At 72.9% G+C, this 21,039-nt stretch carries 17 protein-coding genes; 10 read left to right on the plus strand and 7 right to left on the minus strand.

Annotation, left to right across the window (positions count from 1 at the left end):
* Positions 1 to 3 precede the first annotated feature (3 nt).
* A complete protein-coding gene (locus tag GFH29_RS14075) occupies positions 4 to 783 on the minus strand; it encodes an enoyl-CoA hydratase/isomerase family protein (protein ID WP_153324453.1) in 780 nt (259 codons plus the stop codon).
* A gap of 114 nt (positions 784 to 897) precedes the next feature.
* On the opposite strand from GFH29_RS14075, the gene glgX reads away from it, so the two are divergent.
* From glgX to GFH29_RS14090, 4 genes are all read left to right on the plus strand, one after another.
* Entirely contained in the window at positions 898 to 3,057 is a 2,160-nt protein-coding gene (gene glgX / locus GFH29_RS14080) for a glycogen debranching protein GlgX (protein WP_228387499.1), read from the plus strand.
* A 108-nt stretch (positions 3,058 to 3,165) separates the two neighbouring features.
* Positions 3,166 to 3,369 (plus strand): sigma factor, encoded by a 204-nt coding sequence (locus GFH29_RS20720; RefSeq protein ID WP_228387500.1) that lies wholly within the window; start codon positions 3,166 to 3,168, stop codon positions 3,367 to 3,369.
* Positions 3,321 to 3,686, plus strand: coding sequence for a sigma-70 family RNA polymerase sigma factor (locus GFH29_RS14085; RefSeq protein WP_228387501.1), 366 nt, complete (start codon positions 3,321 to 3,323; stop codon positions 3,684 to 3,686). Before GFH29_RS20720 ends, GFH29_RS14085 begins: the two co-directional genes overlap by 49 nt.
* Positions 3,683 to 4,561 carry a hypothetical protein gene (locus tag GFH29_RS14090; RefSeq protein ID WP_153324455.1) on the plus strand — a complete coding sequence of 293 codons (879 nt, stop codon included), beginning with the start codon at positions 3,683 to 3,685 and terminating at the stop codon, positions 4,559 to 4,561. Before GFH29_RS14085 ends, GFH29_RS14090 begins: the two co-directional genes overlap by 4 nt.
* Positions 4,562 to 4,577: 16 nt before the next feature.
* Here GFH29_RS14090 and glgP read toward each other — a convergent pair whose 3' ends face one another.
* Positions 4,578 to 7,163, minus strand: a complete 2,586-nt coding sequence (gene glgP, locus GFH29_RS14095; protein WP_153324456.1) for an alpha-glucan family phosphorylase — start codon at positions 7,161 to 7,163, stop codon at positions 4,578 to 4,580.
* A 190-nt stretch (positions 7,164 to 7,353) separates the two neighbouring features.
* Here glgP and GFH29_RS14100 point away from each other — a divergent pair, with 190 nt between their 5' ends.
* The 5 genes from GFH29_RS14100 to GFH29_RS14120 all read left to right on the plus strand — a co-directional run bounded on the left by GFH29_RS14100 (position 7,354) and on the right by GFH29_RS14120 (position 16,080).
* On the plus strand, positions 7,354 to 9,342 hold the full coding sequence (locus tag GFH29_RS14100; RefSeq protein ID WP_153324457.1) for an alpha-1,4-glucan--maltose-1-phosphate maltosyltransferase: 1,989 nt from the start codon (positions 7,354 to 7,356) through the stop codon (positions 9,340 to 9,342).
* Between the two features lie 182 nt (positions 9,343 to 9,524).
* The gene (gene treS, locus GFH29_RS14105) at positions 9,525 to 11,252 is read left to right on the plus strand and encodes a maltose alpha-D-glucosyltransferase (RefSeq protein WP_153325797.1); all 1,728 of its coding nucleotides are present in this window, start codon (positions 9,525 to 9,527) and stop codon (positions 11,250 to 11,252) included.
* The gene (locus GFH29_RS14110; protein ID WP_153324458.1) at positions 11,249 to 12,763 is read left to right on the plus strand and encodes a maltokinase N-terminal cap-like domain-containing protein; all 1,515 of its coding nucleotides are present in this window, start codon (positions 11,249 to 11,251) and stop codon (positions 12,761 to 12,763) included. The genes treS and GFH29_RS14110 overlap by 4 nt, the downstream gene beginning before the upstream one ends.
* A complete protein-coding gene (gene glgB, locus GFH29_RS14115; RefSeq protein WP_153324459.1) occupies positions 12,760 to 14,964 on the plus strand; it encodes a 1,4-alpha-glucan branching protein GlgB in 2,205 nt (734 codons plus the stop codon). The genes GFH29_RS14110 and glgB overlap by 4 nt, the downstream gene beginning before the upstream one ends.
* Before the next feature lie 87 nt (positions 14,965 to 15,051).
* Positions 15,052 to 16,080, plus strand: a complete 1,029-nt coding sequence (locus GFH29_RS14120) for an NUDIX hydrolase (protein ID WP_153324460.1) — start codon at positions 15,052 to 15,054, stop codon at positions 16,078 to 16,080.
* Positions 16,081 to 16,144: 64 nt separating this feature from the next.
* Here the strand turns inward: GFH29_RS14120 and GFH29_RS14125 are convergent, their stop codons facing one another.
* A complete protein-coding gene (locus tag GFH29_RS14125) occupies positions 16,145 to 17,059 on the minus strand; it encodes an EamA family transporter (protein WP_153324461.1) in 915 nt (304 codons plus the stop codon).
* A gap of 73 nt (positions 17,060 to 17,132) precedes the next feature.
* On the opposite strand from GFH29_RS14125, the gene GFH29_RS14130 reads away from it, so the two are divergent.
* Positions 17,133 to 18,044: a LysR family transcriptional regulator gene (locus tag GFH29_RS14130; RefSeq protein ID WP_153324462.1), complete on the plus strand. Its 912-nt coding sequence runs from the start codon at positions 17,133 to 17,135 to the stop codon at positions 18,042 to 18,044.
* A gap of 107 nt (positions 18,045 to 18,151) precedes the next feature.
* On the opposite strand, the gene GFH29_RS14135 is transcribed toward GFH29_RS14130, so the two are convergent.
* The 4 genes from GFH29_RS14135 to GFH29_RS14150 all read right to left on the minus strand — a co-directional run bounded on the left by GFH29_RS14135 (position 18,152) and on the right by GFH29_RS14150 (position 21,035).
* Positions 18,152 to 18,574 (minus strand): hypothetical protein, encoded by a 423-nt coding sequence (locus tag GFH29_RS14135; RefSeq protein ID WP_153324463.1) that lies wholly within the window; start codon positions 18,572 to 18,574, stop codon positions 18,152 to 18,154.
* Between the two features lie 110 nt (positions 18,575 to 18,684).
* The gene (locus tag GFH29_RS14140) at positions 18,685 to 19,104 is read right to left on the minus strand and encodes a hypothetical protein (protein WP_153324464.1); all 420 of its coding nucleotides are present in this window, start codon (positions 19,102 to 19,104) and stop codon (positions 18,685 to 18,687) included.
* A gap of 107 nt (positions 19,105 to 19,211) precedes the next feature.
* The gene (locus tag GFH29_RS14145; RefSeq protein ID WP_153324465.1) at positions 19,212 to 20,192 is read right to left on the minus strand and encodes a YwqG family protein; all 981 of its coding nucleotides are present in this window, start codon (positions 20,190 to 20,192) and stop codon (positions 19,212 to 19,214) included.
* Between the two features lie 54 nt (positions 20,193 to 20,246).
* Positions 20,247 to 21,035: an EI24 domain-containing protein gene (locus GFH29_RS14150; protein ID WP_153324466.1), complete on the minus strand. Its 789-nt coding sequence runs from the start codon at positions 21,033 to 21,035 to the stop codon at positions 20,247 to 20,249.
* Positions 21,036 to 21,039 lie beyond the last annotated feature (4 nt).

Genomic DNA, 21,039 nt, shown 5'->3' on the forward strand with positions numbered 1-21,039 from the left:
TGGTCAGCGACCGACGAAGCCCGCCTTGCCCGGCCCGTTGTCGATGAACGAGCGCATCCCGATGGTGCGGTCCTCGGTGGCGAACAGCGCCGCGAACTGCTGGCGCTCGATCTCCAGACCGGTGCCGAGGTCGACCTCGAGGCCGCGGTCGATGCTCTCCTTCGCCGCCCGGATGGCGTACGTCGCGCCGCCGACGAACTGCTTCGCCCAGGCCACCGCCGCGGCGTACACGTCGGCCGCGGGCACGACCCGGTCGACCAGCCCGATCGCGAGCGCCTCGTCGGCCTGGACGAAGCGGCCGGTGAACACGATGTCCTTGGCCTTGGCGGGGCCGACCAGGCGGGTCAGGCGCTGGGTGCCGCCGGCGCCCGGGATGATCCCGAGGAGGATCTCGGGCTGACCGAGCACCGCGTTGTCGGCGGCGAAGCGTACGTCGGCGCAGAGCGCGAGCTCGCAGCCGCCGCCGAGGGCGTAGCCGGTGACCGCCGCGACGACCGGCTTCGGGATCTGCGCGACAGCGGTGAAGCAGGCCTGCAGGTCCCCCGAGCGCCGGACCATGTCGGTGTAGGACATGTCGACCATCTCCTTGACGTCGGCGCCGGCCGCGAAGACCCGCTCCCCGCCGTACACGACCACGGCCTTGACGTCCTCGCGTCGGCTCGCCTCAGTGGCCGCGGCGCGGATCTCCTCCTGCATCTGAGCATCCAGCGCGTTCATCTTGGGCCGATCGAGCCGGATCGTCCCGACGCCGTCCTCGACCTCCAGCCGCACGTACTCCGCCATCACACGTCTCGTCTCTCTCGGGCCCGGTTCCGGACGAGCTGGCGCCCGGACCGGGCTAGGTCACGGGTCTGCATCATGCGCCCCGCATTGTGCACGTCCTGCGAGACTGACGTGGTGAGCCCCCGTCCCTGGAAGCACCTCGGCGAGCGTGCGGCGGTCTGGCCCGGTCGCAACTTCCCGCTCGGGGCCACCTGGTCCCCCGAGGCCACCAACTTCGCCGTCCATGCCCCGCAGGCCACCGCGGCGTGGGTCTGCGTCTTCGACGACGAGGGCGGCGAGCAGCGCCACGAGCTGTTCGAGCAGCAGCTCGGCATCTGGCACGGCGCGCTCCCCGGCCTCGCACCGGGCACCCGCTACGGCTACCGCGTCGACGGCCCGTGGGACCCCGCGCGCGGGGCCCGGTTCAACGTCGACAAGCTGCTCCTGGACCCCTTCGCCCGGGCGGTGTCGGGCGACGTGAGGGTCGACCCGGCCATCTTCGGCTACGTGCTGGACTCGCCGCAGACGCGCAGCACCACCGACTCCGCGCCGTACGTGCCACGCAGCGTCGTGCACCACGACGACTTCGACTGGGGCGGGGAGGTCCCGCTGCGGCGGCGCTGGCGCGACACGGTGATCTATGAGCTGCACGTCAAGGGCATGACCCAGCTGCACGACCGGGTGCCCGAGGAGCTACGCGGCACCTACGCGGGACTCGCCTCACCGGCCGTCATCGACTACCTGCGCGACCTCGGCGTCACCGCAGTGGAGCTGCTGCCGGTGCACGAGTTCGTCTCCGAGCCCGGCGTGGTCCGGCGCGGCCTGACCAACTACTGGGGCTACAACTCGATCGGCTTCTTCGCGCCCCACCACGCCTACTCCTCCGCGGGCGACCGAGGCCAGCAGGTCACGGAGTTCAAGGCCATGGTCAAGGCCTTCCACGACGCCGGTCTCGAGGTGATCCTCGACGTGGTCTACAACCACACCGCCGAGGGTGGCCCGCTCGGTCCGACGCTGTCCTTCCGCGGCCTCGACGACCACATCTACCAGCGCGTCGGCCCCGGCGCGCCCGGCGGCACGGCCCCCGACGACTACTGGGACGTCACCGGGTGCGGCAACACCGTCGACGCCTCCTCCCCGTTCGCGCTGCGCCTCATCTTGGACTCGCTTCGCTACTGGGTCACGGAGATGCACGTCGACGGCTTCCGCTTCGACCTGATGTCGGCGCTGACCCGCACCGAGCACCGCGTCGACATGCGCTCGCACCTGCTCACCGCCATCGGGCAGGATCCCGCGCTGCGGCACGTCAAGCTCATCGCCGAGCCCTGGGACGCCTCGATGGACGGCTACCGCGTCGGGGGCTTCCCGCCGCCGTGGGTGGAGTGGAACGACCAGTACCGCGACGAGATCCGCGACTTCTGGCGCAACCACTCCCCCGGCATCCGCACCGTCGCCACCCGTCTCGCCGGCTCCAGCGACCTGTACGCCGACGACGGGCGCTCGCCGTACAACTCCATCAACTTCATCACCGCGCACGACGGGTTCACCGTGCGCGACCTGGTCACCTACGAGCACAAGCACAACGAGGCCAACGGCGAGGACAACCGCGACGGCACCGACAACAACCGCTCGTGGAACCACGGGGTCGAGGGCGAGTCCGACGACCCCGCCCTGTGCGCAGTACGACGCCGCCAGGCGGCGAACCTGATGGCGACGCTGTGCCTGTCCACCGGCGTGCCGATGCTCACCGCCGGTGACGAGCGCGGGCGCACCCAGCGCGGCAACAACAACCCCTACTGCCAGGACAACGAGATCTCCTGGATCGACTGGCGCCCCGACGACGCCTGGCTCGACGTCTACGAGATCACCAAGACCGCGCTGCGGCTGCGCCGCGAGCACCCGGTGCTGCGGCAGCGGCACTGGTTCGCCGGACGCCCGACGATGGTCGACGGCCCCAAGGACCTGGCCTGGCTGCACCCCAGCGGGCGCGAGATGGGCAGCGCGGACTGGCACGACCCCGAGCTGCGCATCCTCGGCATGTTCCTCAACGGCCACCCGCTGAGCGCCCCGGGGCCGCGCGGGGAGCAGCAGCACGACTCCTCGTTCATGCTGTGGTTCAACGCCGGCTGGCTGCCGCAGGTCGTGGACCTGCCGGAGAACGACTGGGTGCAGGCCGGCCACGTCGTGCTCTCCACCGACGAGGCGGTCCCGGTCGGCACCGAGGTGCACGCCGGTGAGCAGCTGGTGATCGGTCGCCGCGCCGTCGTGGTGCTCCAGGAGTCTCCGGGGTCCTGAGCATCCACCTCCGGGCGGGACCCGCCCCGGGAAACCCACCCCTTCCGGCATGGGACGCGCGCGGCTCGGGCTGCGTCGAACAGGACGTAGACCACCCCGAGGAGGGACATGAGCACCCAGGCGCGGGCGGCCCAGGAGGCCGCTTTCACCGAGTTCGCGCAGGCGCGGATGCCACACCTGTACCGGTCCGCGTGGCTGCTGTGCGGCGACCGGCACCGGGCCGAGGACCTCGTGCAGGAGACGCTGGCGCGGGTGTACGGCCGGTGGGGCCGGCGATCGCCAACCCCGCGGCGTACGCCCAGACCACGCTGACCCGCACCTGGATCAGCCAGCAGCGGCGCCGCAGCACCCACGAGCGGCCGGTGGAGCGGTTCCCTGACGCGCCGGCACCGACCGGGCAGGACGAGCTGCGGTTCACCCTGATGGCGGCCCTCGCCGGGCTCGACCCCCTCGACCGGGCCATCGTGGTGCTGCGCTACCTCGATGACCTCTCCACCGACGAGGTGGCCGGTCTGCTCGACCTCAGCAACGGCGCCGTCCGCAAGCGCCTGATGCGAGCCCTGCGCCGGCTGCGTGACCACCTCGGCGTCCCGTTCAGCGACCTGCTGCCCGAAGGAGTCCTCTCATGACCGATCTCCAGCTCGGCGACCTGCTTCGCCAGGCCCCCGACGACCTCGACCCCGCCACCGCCGACCGGATCCTCGAAGCCGCCCTGGTGAGCGGCACCCGGCGCCGCCGCGGGCGGCGCCTGGCCATGGCCGGTGCCGCCCTCTCGTCCGCGGCCGTCGTGGCCCTCGCCGTGTCGGCGTCCGGGCTGGTGGGGACCGACCCGGGCCCGCGGGGCCCGGCCGTCGCCGGCGCGCCCGAGCCCCCGCCGGCGACGACCGAGCCGCCCGACGCTCCCGGCCCGGGTGAGGCGGACACCGAGGGCCCGGTGGTCCCGACCGACCGGGCGATCGCCGACCAGCCGACCCTCCTCGCGGTCACCACCGACCTGCTGGCCGGCGCCGGCGAGCTGAGCGGGCTCTCGGTCGCCGCCCACGAGACCTCGAACCCGTCGCGCCTCGGCGCGCCGCTGGAGGGCCGTCGGGTGGACTTCTCGCTCGACGGCGGCGGGGCCTCGGTGACGTTGCAGCGCTGGGACGGGATCGCTGCCGTCGGCAGCACCCTCGCCGTCGACCCCACCGGTCCTGCGCGCGAGAAGATCGCCACCACCGCGGCCGAGGCGTGCGCCGGCGCCTACCTGACATCCCCGGCCATCGAGTGCCGCGAGTCGCCCGCGGGCTGGTACTCGATGGCGCGCCCCAGCCAGGGCGACGCCATGCCGGACACCTTCCAGGAGCTGATGGTCACCCTCTACACCCCGGACGGGTACGTCGTGCGGATCGACTCCTACAACACCCCCGGCGAGAAGGTCGGCCCGGTGGTCGCCGAGCAGCCCGTGCTCACCGAGGCCGAGTCCCTGGCGCTGGCCTCCTCGCAGCGCTGGTTCGTCCCCCGCTGAGGCGGCCCGACCGAGCTCAGGCCAGCGCGACCAGCCCGAGCTCGGTCGGTGCCACCAGCAGCGGGTGGCGCGGCAGCACCCGCACCGCGTAGCCGACCGCGCCCGCGCGGTCGAGGACCACCTGGCCGTCGTAGCGGTGCCGCCCGCCCTCGTAGCCCTCCCCCGCGGTCAGCACCCGGGTGGTCGGGTCGATCAGCTCGCCGTTCTCCGCGACGGCGCCGCGCAGCAGCTGCACCTCCACGTCGTCGGGCGTGAGCGCGCCGAGCGCGACGTACACGCTGACCTTCACCACGTCACCGACCCGCGGATCCTCGGTCGGGACGTCGGCCTCGAGGTGCTCGACGCGGACGTCGTGCCACCGCTCGCGCACGGTGCGCTTCCACTGCGCCAGTCCCTGCGCGGAGTCCGCGTCGAGACGCGCCGCCGAGAAGGCGGCGGGCGCGTAGAGCGCGCGCACGTAGTCGCGCACCATCCGGGTGGCGAGCACCTTGGGGCCCAGGGAGTGCCAGGTGTGGCGCAGCATGTCCACCCAGCGCTGCGGGACGCCGTCGTCGTCGACGTCGTAGAAGCGCGGCGCGACCTCGCCCTCGAGCAGGTCGTAGAGCGCCTCGGCCTCCAGGTCGTCGCGCCGCTCGGTGTCCTCGATGCCGTCGGCGGACGGGATCGCCCAGCCGTTCGCACCGTCGTACCACTCATCCCACCAGCCGTCGAGGATGCTCAGGTTGAGCCCGCCGTTGAGGGCCGCCTTCATGCCGGAGGTGCCGCACGCCTCGTAGGGACGCAGCGGGTTGTTGAGCCACACGTCGCAGCCGGGATAGAGCGGCTGCGCCATCGCGATGTCGTAGTCGGGCAGGAACACGATGCGCCGGCGCACCTGCGGGTCGTCGGCGAAGCGCACCAGCTCCTGCACCAGCCGCTTGCCGCCGTCGTCGGCGGGGTGCGCCTTGCCGGCGACGACCAGCTGGACCGGGTGCTCGGGGTGCAGCAGCAGGCGCCGCAGCCGCTCGGGGTCGCGCAGCATCAGCGTCAGGCGCTTGTACGACGGCACGCGGCGCGCGAACCCGATCGTCAGCACGTCGGGGTCGAGCACCCCGTCGGTCCAGGCCAGCTCGGCGGGTGCGGCGCCGCGCTCCTCCCACGAGGCGCGCAGCCGGCGCCGGACCTCGGCCACCAGCCGCTCGCGCAGCCGGCGCTTGAGCGACCACACGTCCGTGGCGGGCACGGTGTCGACGAGCTTGTCGAAGGCCTCCGGGTCGGTGCCGTCGCCCTCGACGTCGACGCCGTGGCGAGCCGCCAGCTCGAGCAGCTCGCGGGCCACCCAGGTCGGTGCGTGCACGCCGTTGGTGATCGACCCGATCGGCACCTCGGCCTCGTCGAACGCCGGCCACAGGCCGCGGAACATGTCGCGGGAGACCTCGCCGTGCAGCGTGGACACGCCGTTGGCGCGCTGGGCCAGCCGGAAGCCCATCACCGCCATGTTGAACACGCCCGGGTCGCCGCCGGCGTAGTCCTCGACGCCGAGGGCCAGCACCTGCTCCACCGGGACGCCGGGGGTGACCCCGCCGGTGCTGAAGTACTGCTCGACCAGCGAGCGGGGGAACCGGTCGATGCCGGCGGGCACCGGCGTGTGGGTCGTGAAGACCGTCGAGGCCCGGCTCACCTCGAGCGCGGCGTCGAGGCCGAGGCGAGGACCGTCGGCGTCGGCGCTCAGCTCGCGCAGCCGCTCGACGCCGAGGAAGCCCGCGTGGCCCTCGTTGGTGTGGAAGACCTCGGGCGCCGGGTGCCCGGTGATCCGGGAGTAGGCGCGCAGCGCCCGCATCCCGCCGACGCCGAGCAGGATCTCCTGGCGCAGCCGGTGCTCGGAGCCGCCGCCGTAGAGGCGGTCGGTGACCTCGACGTACTGCTCGGGGTTGCCGACCACGTCGGTGTCGAGCATCAGCAGCGGCACCCGGCCCACCTGCGCCACCCAGATCCGGGCGACCAGGTCGGGGCCGGCGGGCATCGCGAGGCGGACGACCGCCTCGCTGCCGTCGGCCTCGCGCAGCAGCGAGATCGGCGCGCTGCCGGCGTCGAGCGTCGGGTAGGACTCCAGCTGCCAGCCGTCGCGGGCCAGCGACTGGCGGAAGTAGCCGTGGCGGTAGAGCAGGCCCACCCCGACGATCGGCACCCCGAGGTCGCTCGCGGCCTTGAGGTGGTCACCGGCGAGGATCCCGAGGCCGCCGGAGTACTGCGGCAGCACGGCGGTGATCCCGAACTCCGGGGAGAAGTAGCCGATCGCGGCGGGCAGCCGGTCCCCCGCGGCCAGGCGGCGCTGGTACCAGCGCTCGCCGGTGAGGTACGCCGTCAGCGCGGCGCGCGCCGCGGCCAGCCGCTCCAGGAACCCGGGGTCACCGGCCAGCTGGGCCAGCCGGTCGGGTCCGACCGCGGCCAGCAGCGCGACCGGGTCGTGACCGTGGGCGTGCCACAGGTCGGGGTCGACCTCGGCGAACAGGTCCTGGGTCGGTGGGTGCCAGACCCAGCGCAGGTTGAGGGCGAGCTCGCCCAGCGCAGCCAGCTCGGCCGGGAGGACGGGGCGGACGGTGAGTCGTCGGATGGCGCGCACCGCTCGACCGTAGCCCAGCCGCCGCCCCCGCCGCAGGCGTCCGCCGCAGGCGTCCACCGCTGGCCCGGGACGGCGCGGCACCGCCACACCGACCGTCACACTGGTCGCCATGTGGCGCGCGGAGCCGGAGGCAGGATGCCGGCATTGGGTACAGGCCCCCGGGTCAGCGCCTCCCAGCAAGGTTGGAGCAATGGTCGGTCGCATCCCCGTCATGAACGTCCATCCCGTCGTCGATCTCGGCCGCCAGTCGGCCAAGGCCACCGTCGGAGAACCCCTGCCCGTGCGGGCGACCGTCTTCCGCGAGGGCCACGACCGCCTCGGGGCCGACGTCGTGCTCACCGGCCCCGACGGCGTACGCCGAGCCCCGGTGCGCATGACGCCGCACCCGGAGGTGCCGGACCGCTACGACGCCGAGGTGGTCCCCGACGCCGAGGGGCCGTGGACCTTCGAGGTCCAGGCGTGGTCCGACCCGATCGCGACCTGGCAGCACGCCGCGGGGCTGAAGATCCCGGCCGGCGTCGACGTCGAGCTGATGTTCACCGAGGGCCGGCTGCTGCTCGAGCGGGTGCTGGGTGAGCTCAAGGGCAGGGCGAAGGCGCTCACCGAGGCCCGCCGCGTCGTGCAGGCGGCGCTGACGGCTGCGAACGACACCGCCCGCCCGGTCGAGGCCCGCCTGGCCGCGCTCCAGGACCCCGCGCTCGAGGCCGTGCTCCACGCCCACCCGCTGCGCGAGCTCCTCACCGTCGAGGGCCCGTTCCCGGCGTACGCCGACCGGGAGCGGGCGCTGTTCAGCAGCTGGTATGAGTTCTTCCCGCGCTCCGAGGGCGCCACCGTGGACCCGGTCACCGGCCGGGTGGTCTCCGGCACCTTCCGCACCGCGGCCGAGCGGCTGGACGCGGTCGCGGAGATGGGCTTCGACGTCATCTACCTCCCCCCGATCCACCCGATCGGCGAGGTCAACCGCAAGGGCCCCAACAACAGCCTGACCCCGGGCCCGGACGACCCCGGCTCCCCCTGGGCGATCGGGTCGCGCCACGGCGGGCACGACGCGATCCACCCCGACCTCGGCACCCTCGAGGACTTCGACGCCTTCGTGGCGCGCGCCCGCGGGCTCGGCATCGAGGTCGCCCTCGACCTGGCGCTGCAGGCCGCTCCCGACCACCCGTGGGTGGCCGCGCACCCGGAGTGGTTCACCACCCGCGCGGACGGCACCATCGCGCACGCCGAGAACCCGCCGAAGAAGTACCAGGACATCTACCCGGTCAACTTCGACAACGACCCCGAGGGCATCGCCCAGGAGGTGCTGCGCATCGTGCGGCACTGGATGTCGCACGGCGTGCGGATCTTCCGCGTGGACAACCCGCACACCAAGCCGCTGAGGTTCTGGGAGTGGCTGCTCGCCGAGGTCCGGCGCACCGACCCGGACGTGATCTTCTTGTCCGAGGCCTTCACCCGCCCGGCGATGATGCACGGGCTCGGCGCGGTCGGGTTCCACCAGAGCTACACCTACTTCACCTGGCGCACCGCGCGCTGGGAGCTGGAGGAGTACCTCCGGGAGCTGGCGAGCGAGTCCGACCACCTGATGCGCCCGAACTTCTTCGTCAACACCCCCGACATCCTGCACGCCTACCTGCAGTACGGCGGCCCGGCGGCGTTCAAGGTGCGCGCGGCCCTCGCCGCCACCGGCTCGCCCTCGTGGGGCGTGTACGCCGGCTACGAGCTCTACGAGCACGTCGCGGTGCGCCCCGGCAGCGAGGAGTACCTCGACTCCGAGAAGTACCAGATCCGCATCCGCGACTGGGCGGGCGCCGCAGCCGATGGACGCACCCTCGCGCCGTACCTCACCCGGCTCAACGAGATCCGGCGCCGTCACCCGGCGCTGCAGCTGCTGCGCAACGTGGCCATCCACTCCAGCGACGACGAGAACATCCTGGTGTTCTCCAAGACCCGCACCGACCCCGAGGACACCGTGATCGTCGTGGTCAACCTCGACCCGCACGGCACCCGGGAGACGACCGTCCACCTCGACCTGCCCGCGATGGGGATGGAGGCGGGCGAGGTGTTCGGTGTCCACGACGAGATCACCGGGCAGGACTGGACCTGGAGCCAGCACAACTACGTCCGGCTCGACCCGGCGCACGAGCCGGCCCACATCCTCAGCGTCAGGAGGACGCGTTGACCGTCCCGAGCGACCCCGCCCACCGGCGAGAGCACTCCCCCACAGGCTCCGCACCGAGCCCCTCAGCCCCGAAGGACACCGCCCTGAACCTCCTCCCGCACGACGCCCAGGCCGACGAGCCGGGGCGTCCCGCCGACCCGGAGCCGCCCGCCCGAGCCGACGCCGGCACCCACGTGAGCCCGATGGGGCAGAGCCCCGAGGGCGACCCGTTCCCCGACGACCAGGCGAGCACGCCGGACTGGTTCAAGACCGCGGTGTTCTACGAGGTCCTGGTCCGCTCGTTCCGCGACTCCAACGGCGACGGCATCGGCGACTTCCGCGGCCTCACCGAGAAGCTGGACTACCTGCAGTGGCTCGGCGTGGACTGCCTGTGGCTGCCGCCGTTCTTCTCCTCGCCGCTGCGCGACGGCGGCTACGACGTCTCCGACTACACCAACATCCTTCCCGAGATCGGGACGGTCGAGGAGTTCCACCACTTCCTCGACGAGGCGCACGCGCGCGGCATGCGCGTGATCATCGACTTCGTCATGAACCACACCAGCGACCAGCACCCCTGGTTCCAGGCCAGCCGGGAGGATCCCGACGGCCCGTACGGCGACTTCTACGTCTGGTCCGACACCGACGAGCTCTACTCCGAGGCGCGGATCATCTTCGTCGACACCGAGCCCTCGAACTGGACCTGGGACCCGGTGCGCCAGCAGTACTACTGGCACCGGTTCTTCAGCCACCAGCCCGACCTCAACTTCGACAACCCCGCGGTCCACGACGCGATCCTCGAGGCGATCGGGTTCTGGTTCGACATGGGCCTGGACGGCTTTCGCCTCGACGCGGTGCCGTACCTCTACGAGCGACCCGGCACCAACGGCGAGAACCTCCCGGAGACCCACGACTTCCTCAAGAAGGTGCGTCGCTTCGTCGATGAGAAGTACCCCGGCAAGGTGCTGCTGGCCGAGGCCAACCAGTGGCCCTCCGACGTCGTGGACTACTTCGGCGACTACGAGTCCGGCGGCGACGAGTGCCACATGTGCTTCCACTTCCCGGTGATGCCGCGCATCTTCATGGCGGTGCGCCGCGAGTCGCGGTTCCCGATCTCGGAGATCCTCGACCAGACGCCGCCGATCCCGAGCGGCTGCCAGTGGGGCATCTTCTTGCGCAACCACGACGAGCTGACCCTGGAGATGGTCACCGACGAGGACCGCGACTACATGTGGAACGAGTACGCCAAGGACCCGCGGATGAAGGCCAACATCGGCATCCGCCGGCGCCTCGCGCCGCTGCTGGACAACGACATCAACCAGATGGAGCTCTTCTGCGCGCTCCTGCTGTCGCTGCCCGGCTCGCCGGTCCTCTACTACGGCGACGAGATCGGCATGGGCGACAACATCTGGCTCGGTGACCGCGACGGCGTGCGCACCCCGATGCAGTGGACGCCGGACCGCAACGCCGGGTTCTCCTCGGCGACCCCGGGCAAGCTGCACCTGCCGCTGAACCACGACCCGGTCTACGGCTACCAGTCGGTCAACGTCGAGGCCCAGCTGGAGAACACCTCCTCGCTGCTGCACTGGACGCGCCGGATGATCCACGCCCGCCGCAACCACCCGGCGTTCGGGCTCGGCTCCTTCGTGGACCTGGGCGGGTCGAACCCCTCGGTCCTCAGCTATGCCCGCGAGCACGAGCAGGCCGACGGCAGCCGCGACGTGATCGTGTGCGTGCACAACCTCTCCCGCTTCCCGCAACCGGTCGAGCTCGACCTGCGCCGCTTCGAGGGGATGATCCCCGTCGAGCTGCTCGGCGGCGTGCCGTTCCCGCGGATCGGCGAGCTGCCCTACCTGCTCACCCTGAGCGGCTACGGCTTCTACTGGTTCCGGCTCGCCGAGTCCGACAACACCGAGGAGGCGACGTTGCTGTGACTCCCCAGTCCAGACACACCAAGCACGCCAGCACCCATCTCGACCCCCAGATCTTCGCCGACTACCTGGTCAAGACCAGGTGGTTCGCCGGAAAGGGCCGTTCCTTCACGGTGAGCGGCATCCGGCGCATCGGCGACGTGCCCGGCACCGGCGGCGTCGAGCCCCGGGTGGTCAACCACCTCGTCGAGCTGACCTACGACGACGCGCCCGGCGGGGAGGCCACCACCGAGCTCTACCAGGTGCCGCTCGCGCTGTACGCCGAGCCGGTCGAGCGCCTCGACCACGCCTTCATCGGCTGGTGGGAGGAGCCCGGCGCCGGCTGGGTCCACGCCTACGACGCGCTGCACGACCGGGCCGCGATGGCGGCCTGGCTGCACACCTTCGTGGCGGGCGTGCCCGCCGAGGGCGGCGCCTGGACCGACCCGGACTCCGGGCTGGTCTTCCACCGCATGCCCGGGCACGACCTCTCCCCCGACGCGACCGCCGCGCTGTTCTCCGGTGAGCAGTCGAACTCCACCGTGCTGTTCGGCGACCACGCCGCGATGAAGGTGTTCCGCAAGGTCACCCCCGGCGCGAACCCCGACATCTCCGTCCACGAGGCGCTCACCCGCGCCGGCTCCGAGCACGTCGCCGCGCTCTACGGCTGGGTGGAGTGGAGCGACCCCGAGGGCCAGCACGGCGCCGCGGACCCCGAGGGCGCCGACGCCGCCGACGACCTCGGCGGTCCCGAGGCACCGGTCCTGCAGCTGGCGATGCTCCAGGAGTTCCTGCGCACCGGCACCGACGGCTGGGACCTGGCGCTGGCCAGCGTGCGCGACCTGTTCGCCGAGGCCGACCTGCACGCCGACGAGGTCGGCGGCGACTTCTCCGGAGAGGCGGCCCGGCTGGGCGAGGCGCTGCGCGAGGTGCACGCCGTGCTCGTCGCCCAGTTCGGCCGCGAGCAGCGCGACGCGGCCGAACTGGCCGCCGCGATGACGCAGCGGCTCAGCGACGCGCTCGCCGTCGTACCCCCGCTGGCGGAGTACGCCGACGCGCTGCGCGCGGCGTACGACCGGCTGGCCGGCCTGGGGGCGGTCGAGGTGCAGCGCGTGCACGGCGACCTGCACCTGGGCCAGACCCTGCGCATCTCGGCGGGCTGGAAGATCGTCGACTTCGAGGGCGAGCCGGCCAAGACGCTGGCCGAGCGCCAGCTGCCCGACTCCCCCTGGCGCGACGTCGCCGGGATGCTGCGCTCCTTCGACTACGCCCCGCAGGTCGTGGCCCGCTCGCTGGCCGAGGAGGACTTCGAGGGCGCCGCCCAGCGCGCCTACCGCGCCGAGGAGTGGGCCGAGCGCAACAAGCAGCACTTCCTGCAGGCCTACGCCGGCGGCCCGCTCACCGACGAGCAGCAGATCCTGCTCGACGCCTACGTCGCCGACAAGGCCGTCTACGAGACCGTCTACGAGACGCGCAACCGGCCGAGCTGGGTCACCATCCCGCTGACCGCGATCGCGAGGATCGGAGCCTCATGAACCACCGCCCCACCGACCCGACCACCCGCCGTCCCGTGGACCGCAGCGAGCTCGACCAGCTGGTGCGGGGCGAGCACGGCGACCCGCACAGCATCCTCGGCGCCCACCCCTACCAGGGCGCGGTGACGGTGCGGGTGCTGCGCCCGCTGGCCTCCTCGGTCACCATCCAGCACGCCACCCCCGACGGGCACGCCGCGACCCGCCTCGAGCACGAGTACGAGGGCGTCTGGGTCGGCGTGCTGCCGCTCACCGAGGTCCCGGACTACCGGATCTCGGTGGCCTACGAGGGCGAGCCGACCCTCGTCGACGACCCCTACCGCTTCTTGCCGACGCTCGGTGAGATGGACCTGCACCTGGTCAACGAGGGGCGCCACGAGGAGCTGTGGCGGGCCCTCGGCGCCCACGTGCGCCGCTATCCCGGCGTGCTCGGCGAGGTCACCGGCACCTCCTTCGCGGTGTGGGCCCCGCACGCGCGCGGGGTCCGGCTCAAGGGCGACTTCAACGCCTGGGACGGCCGTGAGCACCCGATGCGCCAGCTCGGCTCCTCCGGGGTCTGGGAGCTCTTCGTGCCCGGCGTCGGGTCCGGCACGGCGTACAAGTACGCCGTGCTCGGCGCCGACGGGGTGTGGCGCGAGAAGGCCGACCCGATGGCCACCTGGGCCGAGGAGCCGCCGAAGACCGCCTCGCGGGTCTATGAGTCCTCCTACACCTGGGGCGACGAGGAGTGGATGCGCACCCGGGGCGAGCGGCCGGCCGTCGCGCGCCCGATGTCGATCTATGAGCTCCACCTCGCCTCCTGGCGCCGCGACCGCAGCTGGGAGCAGCTGGCCGAGGAGCTCCCGGCGTACGTCGCGGAGCTGGGCTTCACCCACGTCGAGCTGATGCCGGTGATGCAGCACCCGTTCGGCGGGTCGTGGGGCTACCACGTCACCTCCTACTTCGCACCCGACGCGCGCTTCGGCGACCCCGACGGGTTCCGGCTGCTCGTCGACCGGCTGCACCAGGCCGGGATCGGCGTGATCCTGGACTGGGTGCCCGGGCACTTCGCCACCGACGAGTGGGCGCTGGTCCGCTTCGACGGCACCCCGCTGTATGAGGACCCCAACCCGCAGCGCGGCTGGCACCGCGAGTGGGGCTCGCACATCTTCAACTTCGGTCGCCACGAGGTGCGCAACTTCCTCTACGCCAACGCGATCTACTGGCTGGAGGAGTTCCACGCCGACGGGCTGCGCGTGGACGGCGTCGCCTCGATGCTCTACCTCGACTACTCCCGCGAGGAGGGCGAGTGGACGCCCAACGTGCACGGCGGGCGCGAGAACCTCGAGGCCATGCAGTTCCTCCAGGAGATGAACGCCACCGTCTATCGCCGCGTCCCCGGCATCACCACGATCGCGGAGGAGTCGACCTCCTGGCCCGGCGTCACCCAGCCCACCTCTGCGGGCGGCCTGGGCTTCGGCTTCAAGTGGAACATGGGCTGGATGCACGACTCGCTGGGCTACGTGCAGCACGAGCCCGTGCACCGCGTCCACCACCACGGCGAGATGACGTTCTCGCTGGTCTATGCGTGGTCGGAGAACTACGTGCTGCCGATCAGCCACGACGAGGTCGTGCACGGCAAGGGCTCGCTGCTGCGCAAGATGCCCGGCGACCGCTGGCAGCAGCTGGCCGGCCTGCGCGCCTACCTGGCCTTCATGTGGGCCCACCCGGGCAAGCAGCTGCTGTTCATGGGCGCGGAGATGGGCCAGGAGTCGGAGTGGGCCGAGGCGCGGGAGCTGGACTGGTGGCTGCTGGACCACCCCGAGCACCGCGGCGTGCACTCGTTGGTGCGTGACCTCAACGCGACGTACGTCCAGACGCCGGCGCTGTGGGCCCAGGACCACGAGCCGGCCGGGTTCGCCTGGCTGGACGCCAACGACGCCGAGCACAACGTCTTCTCCTTCGCCCGCCGCGCCCCCGGCGAGCCGGACCTGGTCTGCGTGGCCAACTTCGCCGCGACGCCGCACCAGGACTACCGGCTCGCCCTGCCCGCGGCCGGGCGCTGGGAGGAGGTGCTCAACACCGACGCGGCGACCTACACCGGCTCCGGCGTCGGCAACCTCGGCGCCGTGACAGCGGTCGAGGGCAGCCACCTCGGCCAGCCGGCGTACGCCGACATCGTGGTGCCGCCGCTGGCGACGGTGTGGTTGCGACGCGTTGACTGATCACCCGTCGCTGCCGCGGACCGGCCGGCGAACCTTGCGGACCGGTCCGGGCGGCGCGGGCTTTCCCGACGTGGCTAGGGTGGCGGCGTGACCGAGCAGCCCAGCCTCACCGACGGGACGGTCACGCTGCGTGCGTGGCGCGAGTCCGATGTGGAGGTCGCGATCGCAGGCCATGACGAGCCAGTCCTGCACTGGCTCGGCGTCGAGGAGGGCCCCAGCGCCGACCAGCACCGGCAGGCCATCCGCGTCTGGACCGAGCGCTTCTCCACCAGCAACCGCATCGGCTACGCCATCGAGGCCGGTGGCGAGCTGGTCGGCGGCTGCCAGCTGCGCGTCGACGACCAGACCACCGGCGAGCTGCAGTGGGTGCTCTACGCCGGGCACCGCGGCCGGGGCCACGCCACCCGCGCGGTCCGGGTGCTGGCCGACTGGGCGCTCACCGCGGTCGGCCAGGGCGGACTGGGCCTGACCCGGGTCGAGGCCCACATCGAGCCCACCAACGAGTCCGCGCTGCGCGTGGCCAGCCGCGCCGGGCTGCGCCGCGAGGGCGTGCGCCGCATCGTCGCCGGCACCGGCGAGCAGCCCGCGGCCACCGAGTACGTCGTGCTCGCCCGGCTCGCCGACGACCCGCCGGTCAGCGACCCGTCCAGCTTCCGCTCGCTGCTGAACTCCTTCCTGCCCCGCAAGCGCGCGATCGGGCAGATGCTGCTGCGCGACACCTCCGGGCGGGTGCTGCTGTGCAACCTGACCTACAAGAAGGACTGGGACCTGCCCGGCGGCGTCGTCGAGGTGGGCGAGTCCCCGCAGCTGGCCGCCGCCCGCGAGGTCGAGGAGGAGCTCGGGCTGGTCGTCAAGCCCGGTCAGCTGATCCTCACCGACTGGATGCCGCCGTGGAGCGGCTGGGACGACGCGCTCTGCCTGGTCTTCGACGGCGGCGTGCACGACCCGGCGATCCTCGACCGCGCGGTCTACCAGGCCCGCGAGATCCGCTCGGCGGAGTTCTGCACCCTCGAGCAGGCCACCGAGCGCTGCGCCGACTTCACCCTGCGCCGCCTCACCGCTGCGCTCGCCAGCATCGAGCACGGCGGCGCGGCGTACACCGAGTCCGGCCGCTGACCCACCCGCGAGTCGGCGCCATTGGTTGCCCGAGTCGGCGGGTCCTGCCCCGGCTCTGCCATGCCTATGACGGGTGGCCGGTCAGGCTCCGCGCCGGCGGCGGCACTGGTACGACGGCGGGGCGGCCACGCTGCGGACGGAGCGCGACCAGCACGCCCGCGACCAGCAGCAGCCCGCCGAGCGCCTCCCCCGCGCTCGGGACCTGGGCGAGCAGCAACCAGGCCGACGCCATGGCCACCACGGGCGCGAGCAGGACCCACGGCACCACCGCGGCGGAGGGGTTGCGCGCCAGCAGGGAGTTGAACAGCCCGTAGCCCACCAGGGAGGCGAGCACGGCGGTGTAGAGCGTGGAGACCAGGGCCTGCCAGCCGAAGGCGTCGATCCCGGCAGCCACGGCCGCAGGCCCCTCGACCGCGAGTGAGAGGGCCACCATCGGGACCGGGACCACGACCGCGGACCAGACCGTCAGGCCGAAGCCGCCCGGCACGCGTGCCGCCCTCGACACGACGTTCCCGATGCCCCACGACAGCGCGCCCATCAGGCACAGCAGCAACGCCGCGAGGGTGACGTCTCCGCCGCGACCGATCGCCACCACGACCAGGCCGATCACGCCGACCGCGACGCCGACGGCCTGGGCCCCCGTGGGTCGCTCACGCAGCGCGAGCGCGGCGATGAGGATCGTGAACACCACCTGCCCCTGCAGCACCAGTGCCGCCAGCCCCGGCGGCAGTCCGGCGGCCATCGCGACGTAGAGGAAGCCGAACTGTCCCGCGGACATGAACAGCCCCACCGCACCGAGCACCCGCCAGGACACGTCGGGACGGGGCACCAGCAGGACCGCGGGGAAGACCACCAGCAGGAACCGGCAGGCCAGGAACAGCAGTGGCGGCACCTCGCCCATCCCCCAGTCGATGACCACGAAGTTGAAGCCCCACAGAGTCGCCACCAGAGCGGCGAGGAGGGAGTCGCGTCGGTTCACCCCGACAGCCTCGCGGACCATCACCGTGCAGCACCAGCGAACAATCATGCACGTTTTGCTTTAGCGTTGCTTCATGATCGATCTCGACGCCGTCGTCGCCCTGCGGGCCGTCGCGACCCACGGGTCCGTGAGCGCGGCCGCAGCCTCGCTCGACTTCACCCCCTCGGCGGTCTCCCAACAGGTCAAGCGTCTCGAGCGCAGCACCGGCGTCCCGCTGCTCGAGCGGGTCGGACGCGGCGTGGTCCTGACCCGTCAGGGCCGTCACCTCGTCGAGAGCAGCACCCCGCTGCTCGCCGGCCTGGAGGAGCTGGAGAGCGGCCTGCACCGAGAGGCGCAGACCGTGACAGGACGGCTGCGGGTGGCGGCCTTCTCGACCGCCATCTGCGGGCTGGTGGCCCCGGTCGTGCGTGCCGTGCTCGACGCCCATCCCGACCTCGCGGTCACGGTGTCCGAGCGCGAGCCCTGGGACGCCGTCGACCTCGTCGCCACCGACCAGGCCGACCTCGGGATCGTGCACCAGTGGGGCGACGTACCGCTCGTCGTGCCCGACCACGTCGCGCTCACCCCGCTCGCCGACGACCGGGCCGACGTCGTGCTCCACCGCGAGCACCCACTCGCCGGACGCGCGCGGCTGCGCCCGCACGACCTCCTCGACGAGGGCTGGGTCGCGACCCCGCGCAGCACGATCTGCCGGCAGTGGCTGGAGCGGATGTACGTCGGCACCGGCCACCTCCCGCGCGTCGTGCACGAGTCCTGGGAGTTCGACGCCCACCTGGCGATGGTGCGTGCCCGGCTCGGGATCGCCCTCGTGCCCCGCCTGGGCCGCTCGCCGCTCGGGGCGGACCTGTGCGCGGTGCAGATGCACGACCCCGTCCCGGTACGCCGGGTGCTCGTGGTCCACCGGCGCAGCATGTCCAGCTCCCCCGCCCTCGGCGCCATGCTCGAGGCGCTGCGCGCGGCCGGGCCCGTGGGCAGCGCCCCGTAGCGGGCGCCGGACGCGGCCGCGCCTGGCCGTCAGTCAGCGATAGTCCGCCACATGAGGGTCGTGAATCGGCCGATCCACGACCCTGGTGTGGCGGACTACCTCAGCGCTCAGCAGCGGGCGAGGTTGCGGGCGTATCCGACAAAGCTGCCCAGGCCGCCTACGGGCCCGCTGATCCCGGTGCCCATCTCGCTGCCCGCCTTGACGACCATCGACTTCGTCCCCGAGATCTTGCCCGCTGCGCGCACCGAGACGGTGCGCGTGATGTTGGGGCCGGAATAACGATGCAGCATCCCCTTGTAGACGACGTCGTTCGCCCGGTTGTCCAGGCGCACCCGGACCCGCACGTCGCCGCCGCCGAGCGGGACCTTGCAGACCTGGACCTTCGCGCCGTCAACCCGGGCGCCGGTCGTCCAGGCGGCCTGGGCCGGCGGAGCGAGGAACACGCCGGCGGCCAGGACGGACGTGACGGCCGAGGCCGCCAGGGTCAGTCGGCGAGGCGAGCGAGACGGCGCAGGGAGGGTCCGAGGCATGCCGGAAGGCTAACCACCGACACCCGGGCGGAAACCTCCCGCCCGGCGCTCAAGGGCTCGACGAGGGCTGGGTCGCCGCCCCCGCAGCACGAGGGGCCCGGGCCGGCCGCTCAGCAGCGGGCGAGGCTGCGGGCGTAGCCGATCGCGCTGCCGTGGTCGACGCCCGGGCCGCTGATGCCGGTGCCCATCAGGTGGCCCGGCTTCACGACCAGCGACTTCGTGCCAGAGATCGTCCCGCCCGCAGCGCGGACCGTGACGCTGCCCGAGCCGCCGGTGAGTCGCTCCAGCGAGCCGCGGTAGACCTGGCTCGAGGCCCGGTTGTCCAGGCGCACCCGCACCCGGACGTCGCCGCCGGTGAGCGGGACCTTGCAGACCTGCACCTTGACGCCGTTGGCCTTGGCGCCGGTCGTCCAGGCCGCTTGGGCCGGCGGCGCGAGCACCGTCCCTGCAGCCGCGAGCGAGGTGAGGGCGGCTGCCCCCAGGGCGAGCCGGCGGCGGACGGAGGCGGCGGTGCTGAGGCGTCGAGGCATGCCGGAAGGCTAACCGTGCCCCACCGCCCCGAAACCCCGAGTCGGCTCTTGTGGTTGCGCGAGTCGGCGCTCGTGGCGTGCCCGACCGGCGTACGACGGGCCTCCGCTCAGTAGCAGGCCCAGGACCACCACAGCGAGGAGGTCTCGCCACGACGCAACGAAGCCGGGTCGCCGAAGAGCCAGGCGATCCCGCTGTCGCCCCACTCGGTGAACACCCCCTCGTCGGAGTCCAGCTGAAGGATCAGCGTGTCGGCACCCGGCGCCGCGGCGGCAGGGTCCTGCGCCTCGGCGCACCGCGGGTCCCCCTGGACGATGCAGGGCCAGCCGCCGACCTTGTCGCCGCCGCCGATCGCCGGCGGCTCCTCCTCCGGGTCGTCCTGACCCGGCACGGTGTCTCCGCCGTAGACATCGGTGAACGCGTCGCCGGCCGCCTCTCCGATGCGCTCGAGACGGTCCTCGTCCCCCAGGACGCCGAGGCGCTCGGGGCGATAGCCCTCGTGCAGGTCGGTGACCGCGGGCAGGGAGCTCTCCACCACGAACCGGACGGCGGTGGCCCGGTCGCGGTGCAGGAGCGGGGAGGACCACTCACCGGACCCGGTGTCCGGCACCGCGGCCGAGACCGGCTGGGCCGCCTCCCGGGTCAGCTCGTCGGCGGAGTAGAAGCGGGCGTACGCGCGGTCGCGGTGCTCGAAGGACAGCCCGAAGCACTCCACGGCGGGCACGAACCACTGCAGCAGGCCGCTGTCGGGGAGCTCCTGGAGGCCGCGCGTGCTCGGGACGCTGTCCGAGGCGGCCAGCGCCGCCGCGAGGTCGGCGAAGTTGACCTGTGCCACGAACGCCAGCGGCGCCCCCGCCTCGTCGGTCGGCCAGGACGTCCCGGCGGGCAGGTAGGGGTGGCCGCCGACGTAGGAGCCGCGGACATCCGTCGCAGGACCGTCGGGGAGGAGCCGCGCCTGCGCCTGGGCCAGGTCCGCGAGGGCGTCGACGACGTCCTCGGCGCCCTCGAGCAGGCCGAGGCGGGAGGTGACCAGCGCCAGCTCGTCGTAGGGCAGCGGGCCGCGGGGCCCGGTCTCAGAGGTCGAGGTCATGGGTGGAGCCTGACCACCGACCGGGCCTCGGAAACCCGCCGTGACGCGCGGGCCTCAGGCCTCGACCAGGTCCCGCGCGAGCGTGGTCGCGCCGACCACCGCCGCCGGCATCACGAGTACGGCGCCGAGCGGCACCAGGAAGCAGACCTGCACCGACATCCCGAAGGTGAGCACCTGCAGCCGGTGCCGGCGCAGCAGCCGGGACCGCTCGCGACCGTCCAGGCCACGAGCCTCGAGCGGGCGACCCACCAGCTCACCGGCCAGGAACCAGGCCGAGACGCAGAAGCCGCCGGCCAGCGCGACCATCGTGCCGACGACCGGCACCAGTCCGACCAGGACGACGCCCAGCGTGGTCGCGACGCCGAGCAGCACCAGGGCGAGGCCGTCGCCGACCGAGCGCAGCAGACCGACCTCGCCCTCGGGCACCGGGCCGCCGAGCGACTCCTCGGTGGCGCGCCAGATCCGGGCGTAGAAGGGATCGCCGACCAGCAGCGTCAGCGCGACGAACGTGGCCGCGGCGAGCACCACGAACCCGGCCAGGAGCGCGAGCGCGAGGGTGATCCGCACGATCCGGCGCACGGTCAGCGAGGCGTCGTCGACGAACGGCGTCGCCCAGCCGACCAGGTCGCCGAGCACCACCACCAGCACCACGAACGCCGCGAGCAGCACCAGCAGCACCAGCAGGGCCGGCACCAGGCCGAGCAGCATCAGGCGCGGGCGCCGGCGCCACATGCCGAAACCGCGCACGAGGTGGCCGGGCCCCGAGCGCCCGGCGGCGCCCGCCAGGGCAGCGCGTCCGGGAGCGCCCGCGGGCCCCGCGGGGACCGTCTCGTGCTCAGTCACGGCC

The sequence above is a fragment of the Nocardioides sp. dk884 genome (genome assembly GCF_009557055.1).
GTDB lineage: Bacteria > Actinomycetota > Actinomycetes > Propionibacteriales > Nocardioidaceae > Nocardioides.